General features: G+C 65.6%; 16 protein-coding genes. 4 read left to right on the top strand and 12 right to left on the bottom strand.

The window, feature by feature from the left end; all coding sequences use genetic code 11:
* Nucleotide 1: 1 nt before the first annotated feature.
* The 7 genes from CAM01S_RS03000 to CAM01S_RS02970 all read right to left on the bottom strand — a co-directional run bounded on the left by CAM01S_RS03000 (nt 2) and on the right by CAM01S_RS02970 (nt 6,008).
* Nucleotides 2-1,396: a TadA family conjugal transfer-associated ATPase gene (locus CAM01S_RS03000; protein ID WP_066516173.1), complete on the bottom strand. Its 1,395-nt coding sequence runs from the start codon at nt 1,394-1,396 to the stop codon at nt 2-4.
* Nucleotides 1,393-2,601, bottom strand: a complete 1,209-nt coding sequence (locus CAM01S_RS02995) for a CpaE/TadZ family protein (RefSeq protein ID WP_066516165.1) — start codon at nt 2,599-2,601, stop codon at nt 1,393-1,395. The genes CAM01S_RS03000 and CAM01S_RS02995 overlap by 4 nt, the downstream gene beginning before the upstream one ends.
* Nucleotides 2,598-3,353, bottom strand: a complete 756-nt coding sequence (gene cpaB, locus CAM01S_RS02990) for a Flp pilus assembly protein CpaB (RefSeq protein ID WP_066516162.1) — start codon at nt 3,351-3,353, stop codon at nt 2,598-2,600. The genes CAM01S_RS02995 and cpaB overlap by 4 nt, the downstream gene beginning before the upstream one ends.
* 55 nt (nt 3,354-3,408) lie before the next feature.
* Entirely contained in the window at nt 3,409-4,332 is a 924-nt protein-coding gene (locus tag CAM01S_RS02985) for a pilus assembly protein TadG-related protein (RefSeq protein WP_066516160.1), read from the bottom strand.
* Nucleotides 4,333-4,382: 50 nt separating this feature from the next.
* Entirely contained in the window at nt 4,383-4,874 is a 492-nt protein-coding gene (locus tag CAM01S_RS02980; protein ID WP_245631512.1) for a TadE/TadG family type IV pilus assembly protein, read from the bottom strand.
* A gap of 15 nt (nt 4,875-4,889) precedes the next feature.
* Nucleotides 4,890-5,069 carry a Flp family type IVb pilin gene (locus tag CAM01S_RS02975; RefSeq protein WP_245631511.1) on the bottom strand — a complete coding sequence of 60 codons (180 nt, stop codon included), beginning with the start codon at nt 5,067-5,069 and terminating at the stop codon, nt 4,890-4,892.
* A gap of 279 nt (nt 5,070-5,348) precedes the next feature.
* Nucleotides 5,349-6,008: a prepilin peptidase gene (locus CAM01S_RS02970; RefSeq protein ID WP_245631510.1), complete on the bottom strand. Its 660-nt coding sequence runs from the start codon at nt 6,006-6,008 to the stop codon at nt 5,349-5,351.
* A gap of 596 nt (nt 6,009-6,604) precedes the next feature.
* Here CAM01S_RS02970 and CAM01S_RS02960 point away from each other — a divergent pair.
* The gene (locus tag CAM01S_RS02960) at nt 6,605-8,209 is read left to right on the top strand and encodes a hypothetical protein (protein WP_157071376.1); all 1,605 of its coding nucleotides are present in this window, start codon (nt 6,605-6,607) and stop codon (nt 8,207-8,209) included.
* A 232-nt stretch (nt 8,210-8,441) separates the two neighbouring features.
* Here CAM01S_RS02960 and CAM01S_RS02950 read toward each other — a convergent pair whose 3' ends face one another.
* Together CAM01S_RS02950 and CAM01S_RS02945 are read right to left on the bottom strand one after the other, a co-directional pair.
* The gene (locus CAM01S_RS02950) at nt 8,442-9,509 is read right to left on the bottom strand and encodes an acyltransferase family protein (RefSeq protein WP_066516143.1); all 1,068 of its coding nucleotides are present in this window, start codon (nt 9,507-9,509) and stop codon (nt 8,442-8,444) included.
* Between the two features lie 222 nt (nt 9,510-9,731).
* Nucleotides 9,732-10,847: a hypothetical protein gene (locus CAM01S_RS02945; RefSeq protein WP_157071375.1), complete on the bottom strand. Its 1,116-nt coding sequence runs from the start codon at nt 10,845-10,847 to the stop codon at nt 9,732-9,734.
* A 1,137-nt stretch (nt 10,848-11,984) separates the two neighbouring features.
* Here CAM01S_RS02945 and CAM01S_RS02930 point away from each other — a divergent pair.
* A complete protein-coding gene (locus CAM01S_RS02930) occupies nt 11,985-12,485 on the top strand; it encodes a hypothetical protein (protein WP_157071374.1) in 501 nt (166 codons plus the stop codon).
* 54 nt (nt 12,486-12,539) lie between these two features.
* On the opposite strand, the gene CAM01S_RS02925 is transcribed toward CAM01S_RS02930, so the two are convergent.
* The 3 genes from CAM01S_RS02925 to CAM01S_RS14550 all read right to left on the bottom strand — a co-directional run bounded on the left by CAM01S_RS02925 (nt 12,540) and on the right by CAM01S_RS14550 (nt 15,098).
* Entirely contained in the window at nt 12,540-13,505 is a 966-nt protein-coding gene (locus CAM01S_RS02925) for a tyrosine-type recombinase/integrase (protein WP_157071373.1), read from the bottom strand.
* A gap of 785 nt (nt 13,506-14,290) precedes the next feature.
* Entirely contained in the window at nt 14,291-14,722 is a 432-nt protein-coding gene (locus tag CAM01S_RS02920) for a hypothetical protein (RefSeq protein WP_066516117.1), read from the bottom strand.
* A 229-nt stretch (nt 14,723-14,951) separates the two neighbouring features.
* Entirely contained in the window at nt 14,952-15,098 is a 147-nt protein-coding gene (locus CAM01S_RS14550) for a hypothetical protein (RefSeq protein ID WP_157071372.1), read from the bottom strand.
* A 591-nt stretch (nt 15,099-15,689) separates the two neighbouring features.
* Here CAM01S_RS14550 and CAM01S_RS02915 point away from each other — a divergent pair.
* Both CAM01S_RS02915 and CAM01S_RS02910 read left to right on the top strand, forming a co-directional pair.
* A complete protein-coding gene (locus tag CAM01S_RS02915) occupies nt 15,690-16,688 on the top strand; it encodes a LacI family DNA-binding transcriptional regulator (protein WP_066516108.1) in 999 nt (332 codons plus the stop codon).
* A 180-nt stretch (nt 16,689-16,868) separates the two neighbouring features.
* Complete coding sequence (locus CAM01S_RS02910; RefSeq protein WP_245631509.1) at nt 16,869-18,980, top strand: beta-galactosidase; 2,112 nt, start codon at nt 16,869-16,871, stop codon at nt 18,978-18,980.
* Nucleotides 18,981-19,003 lie beyond the last annotated feature (23 nt).

Here is a 19,003-nt window from a genome sequence, read left to right as displayed (position 1 = left end):
CTTACCGCCGGTCCGTCGGCAGGGCGAACACGTCGGGCGAGACCTCGATGCCGAGGTCGATGAGCCGATCGAGGAACCGGGGGCGCACGCCGGTGGAGACCGGCTTGCCGAGGAACCGTCCCGACGCGTCGATGCCCGCCGAGTAGTCGAAGACGAACGCGTCCTGGAGCGTGACGATCTCGCCTTCCATGCCCTGGACTTCCGTGATGTGGGTGACGCGGCGGCTCCCATCGCGCATCCGCGTCAGCTGCACGATCAGGTGAACCGCGGACGCGATCTGCTCGCGGATCGCGCGGAGCGGTAGGTCCATGCCGGCCATGAGCACGAGCGTCTCAAGACGCGCGATCGCGTCACGGGGTGAGTTCGCGTGCACGGTCGAGAGCGACCCGTCATGGCCCGTGTTCATGGCCTGGAGCATGTCCAGCGCCTCGCCGCCACGGCACTCGCCGACCACGATGCGGTCGGGTCGCATCCGGAGGGAGTTGCGCAGCAGGTCGCGGATGGTCACTTCGCCGCGCCCCTCGATGTTCGCGGGTCGGCTTTCGAGGCGAACAACGTGATCCTGCTGCAGCTGCAACTCAACGGCGTCCTCGATCGTGATGATCCGTTCCCCGTCTGGGATGAACGAGGACAGCACGTTCAGCAGCGTCGTTTTGCCGGTGCCGGTACCGCCGGACACGATGATATTCAGGTGTGCTTTCACGCAGGCGTTCAGCAGTTCGGCCATCTGCGGTGAGAGTGAACCGAACGTTATGAGGTCCGACACCGTGAGCGGGTCCGCGGCGAACTTTCGGATCGTCAACGACGAACCGTTCACGGCAAGCGGTGGGATTACCGCGTTGACGCGGGAGCCGTCCTCCAGGCGCGCATCGACCAGGGGCGACGATTCGTCGATGCGGCGTCCGACCCGGGACACGATCTTCTCGATGACCCGGCGCAGTTGCTCCTCGGACCGGAACCGGCTTCCGCTCAGCGTCAGGCGCCCCCCGCGCTCGACAAAGATCTGGTCGGGCCCATTGACCATGACCTCGGTGAGCGACGGGTCGTCGAGAAGCGGCTGCAACGGCCCGTACCCGAGGACGTCGTCACTGATTTCTCGCACGAGGCGTTGCCGCTCATCGTCGGTCAGCGGCACGCTCTCCGCGTCAACGATCTCCGCCAGAACCTCGCGCGCCGATGACAGCAAGTCGTCCTCGACCAGGTTCGGGTCGTTCAACCGCGCACCCATCCGGTCGAACAGTGCCGTGCCGACCCGTGCTTTGAGGGACGACAGTCCGTCGGCAGGCTCCTCGTCGTGGACGTGGGCTGCGGCAGTCGGGAGGACGGGAGGACGCGGCTCACGCCGGTCGAGGACGGGTGTCTCGCCGAGCGCAGCGAGACGGTCGGAGAGTTTCATCGGACGAGCTCCTCTCGGCGGTGGTTCGCTTTCCGGGTCTTCCTCAGTTCGTCGGGGAGGAGAAGGTCAGCGAGCCGATTGAGTGCCTTCGCCGCCGCGCCGCGCTGCGTTTCCTGAAGGAGCGGGACCCCCTTGTTCGTCGATATCGCGACTTCTCGAGCGCGCGGCACGACGACGTCGACCGGAGTGGCGAGCGTCGCCTCCACGTCCTTGATCGACAGTCCTGCGTAGCGGTCGGCCATGTTGACGGCTATCCGGCGGCGACGGCGGAGCAGGTCGAGTTCGTCCAGGACGCTCAACTCGCTCCGAAGGCCTCGGATACTCGGCACGTCGAGCGCACACACGAGCACCGCTTCCGTCGCGTGCTCAAGCGCAGCGAGCGCATGCTCGCCGAGACCGGGGGCGGTATCGATGACCACATACGCGAACTCGCGAGCAAGCTGCTCGATGAGATGCCCGACATCCTCAGCGGAGATCGCGTCCGCAGCGGCGGGGGACTTCGGTGCGGTCAGGACGTAGATGCCAGCTGCATGCTCTGTGAGGAACGTCTTGAGCACGATGGCGTCGTGTTTCGCGGCGGGCGTCACGGCGTCGCTCAGCGACGTCGCCGCGTCGAGCTGCAGGGCGTGCCCAACGTCCCCGAATTGGGCGTCGAGGTCGACCAGCACCGTGCTCATCGGAGCGACTCGGCCGAGTGCGATTGCCAGGTTGGTTGCGATCGTCGTCTTGCCGACCCCTCCTTTCGGTGAGGCCACCGCGATGACCGCCCCGTGCCTCCGGGGCGCGCCGGAAACATCGCTCTCGCGCGGGGGGTGGGTCCGGACCCGTCGGCTGGCGCGCTCGAGCGCGGCCTGTAGCAGGCCGGGTTCGGCGTCCGGTGGCACGACGTCGCGCACCCCGGCGCGCATCGCGTCGAGTACCACGTCGGGGTTGGAGTGCGCGACGAGCACGACGCTCACCTGCTGGAGTTGCAGTTCGGCGGCGGCGGCGAAGCGAATCGCAGCTGCCAGGTCGTTGCTGCCGTCAAGAAGGAGCACCTCGATCGGCTCGGCCGGGACGGGATCGTGCAGGCGAAGCTGCTGCGGCCCCATGCTGAGCGCGGAGATCTCCACCTGAAGGACGGAACCGTGGTCCCAGCCCTCGACGATGGACTGGACCCGGCTCGCAAGCATCTCGTCGCGCGTCACGACCAAAACGGCGGTCATTGCATCGCCGATGCAGCGTTGACGATGCTCGTGCCCGTCTCGTCTGCCGTCGCCGGCTCGTTGGAGAGCCAGATCGTGCCGTTCTGTGCTGCCCAGACGACCTTTTCCGCGTCATGGGCGGACAACGCGAGCGTGATGAACATTGGCGCAGTCGACACAGGAGTGGCGTCAGCGGACGGAGAGGCCGCGGTCGCAGTGGGAGCTGCCGTCGGCGCACCGCTCGGCACGCTGGAGGGAGTAGCCGTCGGGGCGCCTTGGACAGCCATGACGAGCACCTTCTGCAGATCGAGATGCGTCTGACCACCGGTGGTGAAGAACACACCAACGGTCTCGCCCGCCTTCACTGTCCCGCCGACAGCCCGCTCGGGAATGATGCCGACGGTCACGGCTTGGAGGCCCTTGGGCAGCGCCGTGGCTCCGGCCGCCGCTGCGGAATCGGCGTCAACCAGCCGGGATGCGAGCAACTGCTCGCCGGGAACCAGCGCGGTGGAGGTCACCTTGTTCCCGGTCGGAAGCGCGGTGAGGGCCCCTTGCGCGATGGCGTCGGCTGGGATCTGCTTGACGGCGAGGTCGGCGCCGAGCGCTCCCTCGGGCGTGCCGGCCGCGATCGGCTGCGTGACGACGATCACCGGCGTGGTCTTGGTGCCCGCGAGGGCGCGCGCGTTCGCGCCGTTGACGTAGGCGACGACGAGGCTGCCGCCGAGGATGGCAAGCAGAAGCGCGGCCGCGGCGGCGATGATGCGGAGTTTCATGAGTCTCTTGAGGAGGTTGTGGTGCGGTGATGAGGAACGGCGGCTGCAGTCGGGGTCATTGCGACAGGGACACGACCTGCGCGCCGAGGTTGCTTGCCGAACCGGTCGTGTAGGCGTCGTCGAGGGACACGAATTTCACGAACTGGCCGATGATCCCCTTGCAGTTCCCGGTGCACGTGTAGCCCGGGTAGGTGCTGTTGTTGTATGACGATCCGCCGGACCCGACGAAGTTCCAGCCGAGCACCGTGAACGCGGCGAAGCCGCTGATCGTGTATTGCGCACCGCTTCCCGTACCGGTGACGTCGCTGTAGACGGGCAGGAGGATGGTCTTGTTCGCCAGTGTGGAAAGGACCGCCTGGCACGGCGACGAGATACTCACACCCGTGCTGCCGCCGGTCGCCGGGGAGGCTGTGCTCACGTTGGCTGTGCACGTGTTGGTCGGGTCTGCGAGCCAGCTGAATCCGCCTGGGATCAGCTGCCCGGAGGGGCTGGTTGACGAGCAATTGTTGACGCCACCTCCCGCGATCCCGATCACCTGCATCCCACCGTTCGGCAGGAACACGCAGGGCGCGAACGCCATGGCCAGGTGATCAGGGCCGCTCGCTGGCACTCCCCATGAGGCCGTCGCCGCGGCGGTGACAGTTTTGGTGTTTACGCCAAGCAACGAGCCCAGCGGCAGTGTCAGGAACCCGTTGCCCGTGCTGCCGTCTTTTGTCGACAGCACCACCCGGACGCTGTTCGCAGTGGGTTCGGAGACCGACGCAACATTGGCTGCTCCATCGTTGGCGTTCTGGTTGGCGAACGTCTGGGCCGTCGCGGTGGTGTTCCCGCAGGTGCCCGTCGCGCAGTTCCCTGCGACTGCGAGGGCGGCAGCATCGGCACCGTTTTGGAGCTGACCGCGCTCAAACAGCATGGCCCCGACGTCGATGGTGAATGCCGCGGCCATGAGCAGCGCCACCATGATCAGCGCGACGATCACTGCAACGGCGCCCTGCTCGTCCCGAAGATTCGGGACATCCCTTTGTCGCGTCAGCCGCCGCATAGCATTGCCGCCTTCCCGACCTGTGTGTAGCCGGCACCGAACATCCCGCTGAGGAATTGATACGGGTACGAGATAGTCACGGCGACGGTGCCCCCCGCCGAGCAACTCGACGAGGAGGCGCCGGACGCGGTCGTGATGCTGTAGGCAACCTCACTGGCTGTCATTGCTGGGTTCAACGACGGGGCGGCCGCCAGGGCAGCACTGTTCGCAGCGCTGGTGGAGTTCTGGATTGCCATGACGCGCGCCGCCTCGCGGGCTGCGTTCGTCACTTGCAGTTGCGCACTGAACGCTAATCCGAATTCGATGATCCCGAGGAGCAGCACAATGAGAATCGGCAAGACCAGAGCGAATTCGACCGCGGCCGCACCGTCCTCTTCCTGCACGCGCATTGCAACCCCATCATCCAGTTTATGGTTCGATAAAAAACCGTGAACGGCCGTGAGGCGCAAATGGTGCGCTCCCGACTGGAACGGGAGCACACCATCTCGCGTCGATCAGCCCTCTGGGATGGTGTTCGAAACGTTCGTGAAGAGGTTCGCAAGCTTCGGGCCAAGCAACAGCAACGCGACGACGATAACGACCGCGATGAGACCAACGAGCAGTCCGTACTCGACGGCGGTGGCGCCATTCTCGCGGGAAAGACGGTCCTTCGTCGTCAGGAAGAACGTCTGCATTGCAACAACGATTGAGAGCATTTCTGGTGTCCGATCCAGTCTGGTGTGTAGTGGTGAGTTCCACACCGATTCGCCGCCGTCGGGTACAACGTGAACGGTGCGATAGCTCAAGGCTAAACAGCACCGACGGGGGGTACATACCCGCCTTTGGGGGGGAAATCGTGTTTTCATACCCCACCTTAGGGGGTCATAATTCCGCGCTTGTCCGGCATTTGGAGGACAAATAAAATCCGACGATCCGGATTGCGATGACGCGCTTGATTATTGGGCGAGATTGACCTATGCGAAGGCGTTCAGTGCGGGGAGGAGCGCGAGGACTGCGCCCGCGATCATGAACGGTCCGAACGGAACCATCGTCCGGAGGCTGGCCCTTCGCGCGATGAGCAGTGCGGCCGCAGCGCAGCCAGCGAGAACGAATGCGATGAGCACGCCGAGCAGGACGACTGCTGGCGAGCGGTAGCCGAGCGCCAGCCCAACGACCGCCGCGAGCTTGACATCGCCCATACCGATTCCGGTTGGGGAAATCGCGGCGAGCAGTAGGAACACGACGAAGAGCACAGCCCCGCCGATGCTGGCGGCAAGAAGCGCGCGCCACTGATGAGCAGTCAGGGAGGCGATGCTGAGGAGCACGATGCCACCGATGCCGGTCACCGCAAGGAGGGGGTTGGGAAGGAGCCGAGAGCGGAGGTCGACGTCCGCAAGCAGGACGCCCATCACTGCGAAGAAGGCGTACGGAAGCGCAACCCAATGAACTCCGAAGCCTGCTAGGACGCCTCCGACGAGTCCACCCGCGACCACTGCGGCCAGAGCACTAACCCATCGTGGGCTCACCCGCAAGTCCTCGCGTTTGATGCGGATGGGGATGCGTCGATGAGCGGCATATGTCACGAGCGAGGCAGCGGCCGCTGCGAGCACGGTGGCCGGGAAGACTTCCGTCACGCGCGCACGCTGGCAGGAAAGGGCGCGCCGGCACTGGCGCGACCTTCCACCCTTGGTTCCTGCCGACGAAGGTCCGCGGGAAGCGGCTGGCGCGTACGGCGGTAGATCGGGCTATCCGGTGCCGATTCGAGGGCGATAAGCCAGCCGCCGGCGGCGACGGAGCCGTCTTGGGTAGCCGGGTCGATCAAGAGTGCGGGCGCATCGCCGAACCGACCCACCGGGACGGTAACGACACGAGCACTCCCGTCGAGATCGATGAGCATGGCGGACCGGGATACCATAAGCGACACCTCTCTGAGCCAGATGGCCTCTAGGGTTGACCCTAAGAGATCCGTCACCGATCTCGGTTCCCGCATTCGGGGGTCTATGACGATCGGAACCGATTTTGCAGACTAGATCAGTACTGCATGGCCGAGACTCACCGTTCGGCTATCGGATCAGGCTGCACGAGAGGAGATCTCCTGCGTTTCTCGGACACGTCGACCCCTCGGAATGCCTCAACCCCGAACGGTGCAACCACCCTGAATGAACTCGAGCACATCGGGCGATCACGAACGGAGCAACATCCCGCCGCAGGTGCCAGATCATGCCGGCGGATGCAACTCGAGGTATTCGGTGCACTCGTTGCGATATTCCTCGCGATCGTTGCGACGGCACATATCGTTCTCACCGACCGCTCGTGGATGATATTTTACGATACCGAATCCGTCCTGCCCGCAATTGTTCGGAACTCGGTACTCGCCGGCGAGCCGCAGCATTGGTCGCTTTCGGCAGTTCTTTTCATTCCCGAAATGGCTGTTTACTGGATAGTGGCAACCCTCGTCCCGGGCGTGAAGGCGGCGTTTCTCGTGAACGCTGTCGTGAATCTTTTCCTGGTTTACGGGTCGGTTCGGCTGCTTGCTGCGTTCGGGCTCCGTGGCCAGTCGCAGCGCCGAAAGATCGTCGCCGCCCTGCTCGTCGTCACCGCAGTTGTCGTCTTGATCCAGTTCGATACGACACGTCGTTGGGATTCGCTGGAGTTGCCGTCATTGTTGTTGACGGACACGTTTTATCTCGCCACCCTCCTGGCGCTTCCGCTCGTTGCGGCGGCGGCGATCTCTGCAGTCTCCCCTCGGAAGCCGCGGCGAACAAACCCAGCCGCCGACCCGTCGGCATCGAAACGCGATCACGGCGGCAACGGGCGCGCGTTCCGCCCGTGGGGGTCGCTGATCATCCTCGTCGTCATTTCGGCCGGATCGGTCCTGACCAACCCGCTGTACATCGCCTGGGTTGCCGCGCCGCTGCTCCTCGTCCTCGCGCTCGTGCGACGCCAGCTCCGCGACGGATGGCGCTCCGTCGTCCTTGTCACCGGTGCTCTGCTCGGCGGCTCGGCAATCGGGTTCCTCGCACGAGTGCCGTTCGGGAGCTTGATCGGGAAGAGTAGCGCTGCATACGCCGACCCGACCCGTCCGCTGGTCACGTTCGTGTATTACCTGCGGCTGCTCGTGAACCGACTCGCGGACCCGCTCGGCGTGGTGTCCATCGGATGCATGGTCGCGTTGTTCGTCACGAGCGTGCTGCTCTTCCGCGTCGCGGTCCGGCGCGGTCTCGTCGGTCCCGCAATCATTGCCGGACTCGGCTGGCTTACCCCTCTCCTCACCGTTGTCGGACTTCTCGCCGTCGGGGCCGTGGGCTCCCGATATCTCCAGCCGCTGTATTTCACGCCCGTGCTCGCACTGATCTCAGCTGTCGGACTTGCAGCACCCATGCGAGTACCTCGCGCACCGCGTCTGGTCTTCCCGATCGCTTCCCTGCTGGTCGGAGTCGTCATAGCCGCGCTCGTCGCGACCACGCTTGTGCCGGCAGCGGGACGAGTCGATTCGGCGATCAGGTGCGTGGATAACTGGATCACCGCCTCCGGGCAAACGGGTGCGGGCCGCTACTGGACGATCCGAGGCCCAAAGGCTTATCTCAGCGATCCTCGTCAGCTGATTCAGGTCAACACCCAATTCAACGGATACGCATGGCTCACAAATCGGGCTGACTTCTCTCGCCGGCGTGTCTCGTTCATCCTCGCCGACACGACACACGGCGCTCCTCGCGTTCCCGACTCCGCGCGCCATTTGCCGCACTCGGAACGACGGTGCGGCCGCTACACAATCCTCGATTACGGATCGAACGTTCTGCGGATTGGCCAAGTCGGCGGCCCCGGTCAGCCATGAGCACTCGATGCTGAGCGTCCCGAGCAATCGCATCCGGCTCCCGCCGTCGGCGCCGGTCCGGAACGCCGCCGCGAGCGCGGTTCCGTCGTTCCCGCTCAGCCCGATGAACGCGTGCGATGTTTCGCGTCGCTCGTGTCAGCGACCGCAAGCGATTCGCGGCATCCTGCAGGAAGTCGTTCCTGTGCCGGTCGGATGACCCTCGGAGATCAGCGGCATGGTCGAGTGCGCATGGTCAGCCGTGTGTCGCTGCCGCGGTAGCGCTCCGTCGCCGGCTCAGGAGGTCGCGGAGGGCCCGCTCGCACGGCTTTTCCAGGTACCGGTATGTCAGGCCCGCGAGACCGAATGCGGCCACAAGGCACGGCAGCGCGAGCCACCACGGAAGGGTCTGCGGGGTGACACCCACTGCGACCGCAGCAGCTCCCAGCACGAGGTAATGGACCATGTACAACGCGAACGATCGGTCTCCCAGCGCGACGAGGCGCGGGTGGATGAGTATCGTGCTGTCGCCGCGCCTCTCCCGCTCTGCGACGCTCCAGATGAGACAGACGATGAATGGCAGGGCAAGCGCGTCGCCCAGCCACCACACGGCGCGAGCACCGAAGAGATCGATTGCCAGCGCGGCGGCGACAGCGCTGACGGCAAGCGTTGCGCTGACGCTGCGCACCCGCAAGGTCGGCTGGTAGCCGCGCTGCATCAGCATGGCCGCCGCGATCCCGATGACGAACTCGGGAAGGCGATAAGGCGGGAAGTCGTAGGTCAGGAAATGCGCGGTGGCGGGATCGAGCGTGCTCTGAACCACTGTCCCGAGGGCTGGCTGCAACACAGCGAGGAAGACGACTGTCCCGAGGAGATCACCAACGCGAAATGATCGAAGCACCCTGATCAGCAATGGGAAGAGCAGGTAAAAGAAGGCCTCAGCGGACAACGACCAGGTCACGGGGTTGAACGAGGAGGCGGTTCCCGGCAACCAGGCCTGTGTCATCGTCAGGCTCGCGATGAACGTGATCCGTCGCGCGATCATCCCGCCGGGCACCGCGAACGGTACGACAGTCGCGACGACGAGTGTTGCCGCGTTCAACGGGAAGAGCTTCGCGAAACGGTTGCGGAAGAACTGCGCGGCTCCGCTTCCTGCGGCGTCTGCCCAGGTCAGGACGAAGCCGGACAGCGCGAAGAAGAAGCTCACACCGAGGTAACCCAGGTTCAATACCGGAATCTGCTCGTTCTGCCCGAACGCGTGCATGAGGGCGACGCTCGCAGCGGCGAAGAACCGAAGGCTCGTCAGCGAATGGAACCGATTCACTTCAGATTCTCCCGTTCGCGTGCGCTACCTTTCCGACGCTACGGATCCGGATGTGAGCATTCCAGCCCCCAGACGGGGTGCCCCGTGGCGATTCTGTTCCGCTTCTACCCTCGATCTGCTGCACGAGGAAGTGCCCGCCGAGCGGCCTCGCCCCCGGCTCTCGGGGCGAGGCCGACCGGTCCGAGTGAACCAGCAGCGCGAATCTAGAAGCGGTTTGCAGTCCTACCGTTTCGCGCGGATGAAGAGGGCGGCGAGATGGGATTGACGTGCTTCACGCCAGTCGGGACTGGTCTGGAGTTCTTTCACGAGGGGACTCCGCGCGGGGATGAGAACGCAGTCCGCGCCATCCAGGCTCGCTGCGACGTGCGTCTTTCCGTCGAGGATCTTCTCCTGCTGCGCGATGAGTCGTGGACCGAACAGGTCGTTGCGGGAGTCGAGAGAGACGCGGAGGTCGGGACGCTGGAGTTCGAGCAGCCCGCCGTACAGATACGAATTGAAGACGTGGCATCCCCGCGGTATTGCCGACACCATTCGCGAGTCAGGGTAGAGGGCAGGGCTGGGAGCTCCGAACGAGCCGACGTTGTGGATTGCGACGAAAGCGACAGCGAGAACGACAGTGGATGCGGCAGGCGCGAACACGATGCGACGTGTTTTGAGGTAGCGCAGAAGCGCTGGCCGTGAGGCCGCGGCGGCAAGAACGGGTACGGAAACAAGAAGCAGGATAGGCAAGAGACGTGTTGCGTCCAGGGCGCCACCGAAGGACACGGCGAGTGCGGCGATCATCGCTGCGTCTCGCCGTCGGAATGCAAGAACAAGTGCAGCGAACCCGATCAGCAGCACGACGTCTTGGGCGAGGTCGGTGATATGGATCGGCTGCCACTCCGGGATCCCTTCGCTCCTAGAGGCGCCTTGCACTCGAAGTGATTGAGGGATGACCGCCACGAAGTACGGGTTGAGCACGACACCGAGCGCGGCGAATACGGCGGCTTCCAGAGACCAACGCAGACCTCCACTGCCGGGGCGACGGAGCAGGAGCGCCAAAGTGCCCGCGAGCACGACGACACCGACCCCCAGGACTGCACCGGAGTGCAGGTTCATCCACACAGCCGTTAGCAGTCCGACCCCGATGGCGTCGCGTCGTCGCCGCGGTTCTTGCTCCAGATTTCGACGCAGCACGAGCGCAAGCGCCAAGGTGCATGCGTAATCAATGAGTTGGGGTCGAGCAGACATCCACCCGAGCAGCAGCGGTGTTGCTGTCAGGAGCAGCGCGCCCGCGACCGCTGGAGATGCTCCGAGGCTGCGGGCAAGAGCCAACGCAAGGCCGACAACAGCCATCATCAGCAGCGCGGCGAATACAGCAACACCAGCAAGGCCCGCGAGCCTGTGCGCCGAACCGAGAGCGAGGTCGAAACCCCAAGAATTTAAGATCCACCCTTTCCCGTGGGCTGTCCACGAAAACGGGTCCGTCGTCGGAATGCTGCCGTGGCGGAGGATCAGCAGTCCCGTGCGCGTTTCCCAAAAGGTGTCCGACTCCGCCAGCGCCTCTGCACGGAACACCGCCAACGGTATGAAGCATGCCCAAGCGAGCAGCCAGAACTTCTCTCGCCGAACGGCCCGCAGGAGGTGCGTGACGATAGGCGTTGCCCTGGCCGCACAATCCGCAAGGTCACGCACTCTCGGCCCCAACTCGTATCGCACCGACCCAGCCGCCGAGCGCGATCATGCTATCGAGGCACCTCTAGCGGCAATGAGACGCGTGGCGCGGATCTTCACTTTTGATTGTCAATCATCCCGTTTGTGACAATCCCGATCGACCAACATGCTTCTCAGACCCGCCGCCACGCGGCCTATCGGCTGCGGCGCAGGTGACCAGCTGGGGCATGCGTTTGCGATTCGCAGCCCACAACTGATCTCCACCGATCTCCACTGCGCGGGTGCAGTTCGGCGGCCTCCGGGAAGTGCCGACGGGGCAGAGCCACACCGACCACCGCATCCTCAGCGACGGCAAGCACGCTCCCATAGTCGACGTTCTCAGCCGCCGCCACGTAGTTGTCGATCGCGTCGCTGTCCGCGAACCAGTCCGGAAGCGCCTGCAAGATCCGTCACACGTCCCGCGCGCTTTCGCGTTCGACTACCTCCACATTCACCCGCCAAAGCCTTCCACTCCGGGCACCAACCTCTCCACCGCACGAGACACGACGCCGTCCGCGGCGACGCGAAGCAACCCGAGAACTGCTCGGGGCGTCGCGCCGAAGTTTGGAAGCGCACCCAGCCGTCGGAGCGAGTTCAACGGAGCAAGAACGCTCCATGGAAGCTCAAGCCGCCCCGGCTCCGCGACGAGCATCAGGGCGGTGGCCTCGCGCGCCACGCGGGGCTCTTGCGCGCTGGGTCCCTGCAGCAAACACTGATGCAACGCAGCGCACCGGATCGCATCGCATCGCATCGCATCGCATAACGGTGCTGGTTCCTCTGGGGATGTCACAGCCCCGCGTCACAGCCTGGTCCGCCACGGCACCCTCTGCGAGCAGTTCCGCGACCTTTCCGGGTTCTGACGGCAACGCCACGCTCACCATCAGCACCATCGTCCGAACCGGTGACCAGTTCTCTGGGCACGGAGCCGTGCACGCTATCGCCACCGATCCGGATACCCTCGCGACCAGCGCCGTGGTCGCGCTCCTGCTCGCCGCGGTGCCGCCGATCGCATCAGACGACGACCGCGCAGCCGCTCGCGCTGCAGTCACCGAGATCGAGGCGCGCGCTCGCGCCGCTTCGGCGACTCTGCACGATCCCAACCGATGGCCGCTCGCCCGAGCACAGGTCGGTGGCGAGGAGTTCACCCTCCGCCGCCATACCCTCCCCGAGAGCGTCACCGGATTCGCCGACCTCGGCGCTGAAGTCATCACCGTCGCCGCGCCCTCCCTGCCGGACCCGCTCATCCTCACCCGTCGAACGGCGCACGGCCCAAACCTCGTCTGAACACCGCCGCTCAGCAAGCCGCCGCACTGCGCCCCTCCAGCCGGAGACGGCTCCTCACCCTGCCGCCGACGTGCGGAACGACCTGAAGGTGACCCAGCCGAGCCCGAGCGGGCGGACGATGTCGCGGAGGACCCGGTTCAGGTTGCTGTGGTGACGGATCGTGCCCTTGTTCGACGGGAACAGCAACCCGTTCTTCCCATATGCACGCGCGACACGCTCGAGAAGAACCGCCGCGTCCGCAGCGCCAACCCGAACCTCCCGGCATTGCCCCTTCCCGGCGGCCGTGTTGATCTGGAGCGGCCCGGTCAGGTTCGCAACGACCGTACCGGCGACCGTAACGATCACGTCATCGCCGTCCGTGCGAACATCGCTCGCACGCAGCGCGAGCGCTTCGTTGATCAGCGCACTGGTCGCCTGGATGACACTGATCAGGTCCACGATCACTGCCGTGGTCGACTCCTGACGCCAGTCCGCACGGTCCTCCCCACGAACCCGCAATGCCTCGCAGATACGGGCAACGTCGCCGGCAGACAAAGTGGGCCGCGCTGCCGGAGACGTCGGGATCGGTGTCGTGCCGCGGACCGGGTTGACGTGGATCAGACCGTTCCGCGCCGCGAGGTCGAATAGTTGCACAAGCACGCTCCGCGCGCGACGCGCCGCTGACGGGGCGAGCAGTTCCAGTCGCTCCAGCTCTTCCTCGACCAGACCCGTGGAGACCTCTGCCAGGCGCAGCGCACCGAACGTCGGGAACACGAGATTCCGGAGCGTGTCTGCGTACTGCTTTCGCGTCTGCGGCGACTTCCGCCGATCATCAGCAATGCGCTCCTGCCACAGCTGCGCAAGGTCGCACACCGTCGACTGTCCGCTTAATCCAGCAGCGCCGTCTCGGCGCGCCAGCACGGCACCGAGTCGCGCACCACTTGCTGAAAGTCGAGGTCGCGTCAGACCCGTCCCAACAGGCTGCCGGACACAGGCGATCGTCTGGATGGTGGGACGGATGCGTGGGGCGATGGTGGTCATTCGGGGCTCCTCGACGTGGTCGCTAACGTGTCGAAGGGCTCTATGCCGCGTCACTTTCGGACGGTGAACGGTGCGCAGGTTGATGGTCGCTTTGCTGGGAACGAATGCTGCCGGATCGCGCCGCTGGGAACCTGCAGGGGTGAAGCCGCTGGTTTCGGGTGGCACTGCATGGCACGGGCATCAGATCGCAGCCACCGCGGTGGCTCGTGGTCACGAGGTGACCTGCATGGCCCGAGGTGATGGCGTGCCCGACGGGGTCGCGCTTGTCCAGGCGGACCGGGATGTCGATAACGCGCTCGCTCCGGTGGCTCGGACCCGTACTGCAATCCGCCGACACCGGGATTCGCGGCGGTCGGCGACATCCATGGCCTGCTCATCCTCGCGTCCCGCGGTCGGGCGTGGAGGCCAACCGCTGATCGAGCGGCCTCGCCGGCACCGCTCACCATCCGCGCAGAAGGCATTCCGTCAACGGTGCTCTCCCCCAACAACGCATCGAGCCGCACGACGATCCAGCTGCGACGTTCCCGGGCGGACGCGGCTAGGAGATGCGGGAACATCGCGAAGCCGTCGCCCCCTCCGCTGGACAAGCGTTCAGCGTGGGCCCATCGGTCAAGGCCGTCCCGACCGGCTAACCCGGACCATCGGAACCTCACCGAGCCAGTCCCCCTTGCCTGCGCGCCGACGATCGCTCCCCGATCGCCGCGCTACGCGCCTGGCATACCTCGAGGTGGTGCGACCACTAGGACCGCTCCCACCCTGAGGAACCGAGGGTCTCCGAAGGCGGATTAGCGCACGGTCAAGCGGTGTGGGTCCCAGAACATGATGGTCGTTGGGTTCGCGCCGACGGGGGCGTAGACGATGTCGTCGGGGTGGTTCACGCGCGCGTCGAGGCCGAGGGTTCGCGCGGTCGTTTCGCACAACGCGATGAACTCCGCTGTCGCCGGCTCATACGGGGCGGTGATCACGGCGACCGTCGCGCCGGACGCGTCGGTGAACACGCGGGTGTGGTCAAAATGGATCCCCGCCTGCTCAAGCACGGTGACCGCCGCCGGTGTGCTCATCGCGGCGACGCTGCTCCGGTCACCGCCGCGGACACCGTTCCAAACGATGCCGTGGATTCGCTCGACGCGAGCGATGTCTGCTTCGCGTCCCCGCCGATCCACAAGCGGAACATCGGCGAAGCCGTGCTGAGAGGTGATGGTGTTGGTAGTGGTCATGATGATGCTCCTTCTCGTTGAGCGTTGATGTGGTTGTTCCCTGCCGTGACGCGCTTCTGCGCACGGCCGGGGCGGATGGTGGGGCCGGGTTCCGGTTTGTGATCACCGCGACCCGTCGGAAACCGTCGCAGCGTGCTGTCACCGTCCGATGCCCATGGGGGGTCCGCCATCGGCGATCGCTCTGCCCCATCCGTCCGGACCGCACGCGCGGAATCTGCCCGCACAAGGTCTATGCCGCGGCATTTTCGGGGGTTGCTGTGGCCGGGATCAGCAGGGCGGCGACGCGGCTGGTGCGGCGGTCCGGGTCGCGGAGCCAGCCGCGCGGATCGGACCGCCCTTCAACGGCGACGGGGCGGGAGAGAGTGGAGGGACTCATCGGAATCCTTTCGTGGGAGAGAACGGGTAAGCGATGGCCCGGCGGATGTGCCGGGCACCTACGTCCTCTATGTGCACACCGTGAGAGACGCTGAAGCGCACACGCGCAGCGCACCTCATGGCCTCACACCGGCGTCCTGCCGCAGAGACGTCGGGAATGCATGTTGCGCGATGGCCACTCGACGTGCGGGCTCAGGTCAGCGCGCCGGAGGAGGCCTTGCCGGCATACCGGAGCTCCCGAGGCACCGATGCGAGCACCAAGGCAGGTGATCGTCGACGGAAACCGTCACAACGGCATCCTCGCCCGGACGGCGCCGGTGGCGGGCTCACGGCAAGCTCCGCGCACGCGGGTGCGGATTGGAGCACCCTACGAGCCACAGCAACATGCGACGACCGCTGCAAATTGAGGACGCCCGGTACCGACGCTCCCCCGCCCGAGGCAGCGCAATCGGCTCCGCACAAGCCCAGCACCTCCGGCCAAGGCTTCCGTACAAGGTCGGATGCGGTTTGCATGAACGGCGAATGGGTAGGCCCCACCCCTGCATCCGGTCCTGGGGTCAGGGTGAGTGGGGATATCCGATAGAACTAATGCATGAAGCCCGCCACGATCTACGACGTTGCGCGGCGCGCGGGCGTGTCACACCAGACCGTTAGCCGCTACGTCAGCGGCTTCGAAGGTATTCGCCCGGCGACTCGCGAGCGCGTCGAGTCAGCGATCGCGGAGCTAGGGTACCGGCGAAACTCCGCAGCCCGCCAACTGCGGACCCGACGCATCAACCGACTCGGAGTGTTAGCGCACCGTATCGACCAGACCGGTCCGGCGCGCGTCATCACGGGAGCGACCCGAGCCGCGCAGGAGCACGGGTTCCTCCTCGACATCGTCGTCACGCACGACCTGGACCTGGACTCGATCGACACCGCACTTGCCGTAGTCGCCGAGCATCAAGTGCTCGGCGTCCTCGCCGCCGCGCAGACCGAACTCGTCCTTGAACGGATACAGCTTCTCGCCCCGACCGTCCCGTTCGTCATGGACTCCAAGGTCGCCTTCCCCGCTGGCGGACCCTCGTTCAACGAGTTCGCAGGCCAGCTCGCCGCGGATCATCTGATGGACCTCGGCCATCGGAACGTCGGCTACGTCAGCGGCCCGGTGGACTGGATCGGCGCATCTGGACGACTCGCTGGCTTCCTCGCCCGCATCCGTGAGCGGGGCGGAACGGTGCGCTGGACCAGGGCTGGCGACTGGTCAGCCGGGTCCGGCTATGCCGCTTGGGAAAGCTTGTCAGCCGATGAGCGCGAAGTGACTGCGATTGCCACTGGGAACGACAGCATGGCCATCGGCCTCATCTCAGCCGCGCAATCATCGGGGATCACAGTGCCCACGGACCTCAGTGTCATCGGAAACGACGACATGGAAGAAACACGATTCTTGCTGCCCGCGCTGACAACGATCGCACTGGATTTTGAAGGTGAAGGACGAGCGATGGTCGAATCGCTCCTCGCCAAGGCGCTGCCGGAACAGTTCCCGGGCGACCCCACGGAGGTCGGGCCGCCCCGTCTCATCACGCGAGCATCGACACAGGCCGCGCGCTGAACCGCTCCGAAGCGGCACGCCCTACGCCGTCGCGCCCCGGCAGAAATGTTGTCGATCACACAGACTCCGTGGTCGGGGCAATATTTTTCCTCTGAGGGCCTTGCAGGATGAGCGCTCACTCTTGTAGCGTCCTTCTCCACGGCCGGATGTTATCGAGAACATCCACAGAGTGATTGGTCAATGATGACGAGTTCTCCCCAGTTCAGCGGGGTCCTGTTCGGCGCTGCGTACTACGCGGAATATCAGCCGGAGGGAACCCTCGACCGCGATCTGGACCTCATGCGCGATGCCGGTTTCACGGTCATCCGCGTTGGTGAGTCCGTCTGGTCGACATGGGAGCCACGGGAAGGCGTCTTCGAGCTCGACTGGCTCGAACCCGTCCTAGACGGCGCCGCTGCCCGGGGCATCGGCGTCATCCTCGGCACACCGACCTATGCGATTCCGCCGTGGCTGCAGCGCATGCACCCGGAAATCGCCGCCGAGACCGCGACGGGCATCCGGAAGGGTTGGGGGGCTCGGCAGGAGATGGACCAGAGCCAGGCCGCCTACCGCTATTACGCCGAGCGAGTCGCTCGCAAGGTTGTGCAGCGGTACGCGGATCACCCAGCGGTCATCGGCTACCAGGTCGATAACGAGCCGGGGCTGCTGCTGCCGCACAACGAGCACACATTCCAGCGGTTCGTTGAATGGTTGCGCGACCGCTACGGCTCAGTCGAGGCGCTGAACCGCGAGTGGGGCCTGGTGTACTGGTCGCACCGGCTGTCGGACTGGTCGGATCTGTGGCGGCCGGACGGCAATGCGATGCCGCAGTACCAACTCGAGTGGCGGCGATTCCAGTCAACCCTTGCCACCGAACTCATCGCGTGGCAGGCGGATGTCGTCCGCGAATACGCGCGAAGCGACCAGTTCATCACGACATGTATCTCCTATTCGCGCCCGCAGCTCGCCGACGATCAACTGGTCGCGTCCCTTGACGTTGTCGCTGGAAATCCGTACTACAAGATGCAGCACGGATTGGACGCACGTGTTGAGGTAGCCCGCGACCAACCGTGGTGGCACACCGGCGTCTGGGCGCTGCTGCAGTGGGGCGATCGCGCTTATTCGTCGGCGCAGACGCAGTATCTGGTGACGGAGACCAACGCGCAGTCGATCGGCGGTCCCTGGCAGAACGAACCGCCGTTTCCTGGCCAGCTCAAGCAGGCCGCGTTCGCGTTGCTCTCGCGCGGCGGCCGGATGGTCGAGTACTGGCACTGGCACACGCTGCACTTCGGCGCGGAGACCTACTGGGGCGGGGTGCTGCCGCACAGCCAGCGGCCGGGCCGGATCTATCGGGAGGTCTCCGAACTCGGCGCCGCGCTCCAGGCGATCGGATCGGCTCTGGACCACTACGAGCCCGACGCCGACGTGCTGATGCTCTATTCGACCGACACGAAGTGGTCGTTCGAGTTCTACCCACCCCTGGCGCTGCCAGGCGGGGGCCCGAACCCGAACTCGTACCTGGAGATCTTCGACGCGTTCTACCGCGGCATCTCCGAGGCTGGAGCCCAGGTCCGAGTGCAGCACCTGCCCCAGTTCCTGGCCACCCCGGTCGATGAACTCGTGCGCCGGTTCCCGGTCCTCGTCGCCCCCGCCGTGTACGTCGCGGATGATGCCGTGCTGGAGCACATGCGTGCATACGCCGACGCCGGCGGACACCTCGTCGTCGGGATCAGGACCGGCTACGGCGATGAACTGGCTCGGGCACGTCTCGCCGTCGCGCCGGCCATGCTCGCAGAAGCGGCCGGCGTGCACTACGACGAGTACAGCAACCTCGACGAGCCGCTTTCGGTGCACAGCGCCGACCCAGCGCGGTTCCCGCTCGAATCCGGCGCTTCGGGAGAAGCCTGGGTCGATGTCCTCGAGGTGGACGACGCCGAAATTCTCGCCACCTTCACTCCGACCGAACTCGGCGCGGATGCCGCCATCACCTCGCATGCATTCGGTACCGGCCGCGTCACCTACGTCGGCACCGTTCCCAATCCCGCGCTCGCTCGCAGCCTCGGCGCCTGGCTCGTGCCCGACCGCGCCACCGAGGCGTGGGGTGCGAACGAAACCGTGACCATCGCCTCCGGCGTCTCCGACGGACGGCGCGTCATCTTCGTGTCGAACTGGTCGGCCTCACCCACCGAGGTGACAGCGCCATTCGGCGTCCGAGACCTCGTCGGCGGCACCTCGTACGCCGCCGGCGACCGCCTGCCCCTCGAGCGACGAGCGGCGCTCGTGCTCGAGGCCACGGACGACTCCGTCGAGTAGTCCACCCCCGCACCAAATCCAAC

The organism is Curtobacterium ammoniigenes NBRC 101786 (assembly GCF_001571045.1).
In the GTDB taxonomy this organism is placed as follows: domain Bacteria; phylum Actinomycetota; class Actinomycetes; order Actinomycetales; family Microbacteriaceae; genus Curtobacterium; species Curtobacterium ammoniigenes.
The sequence above is the reverse complement of the archived record's forward strand: the minus strand, read 5'-3'. Positions and strand labels throughout refer to the sequence as shown.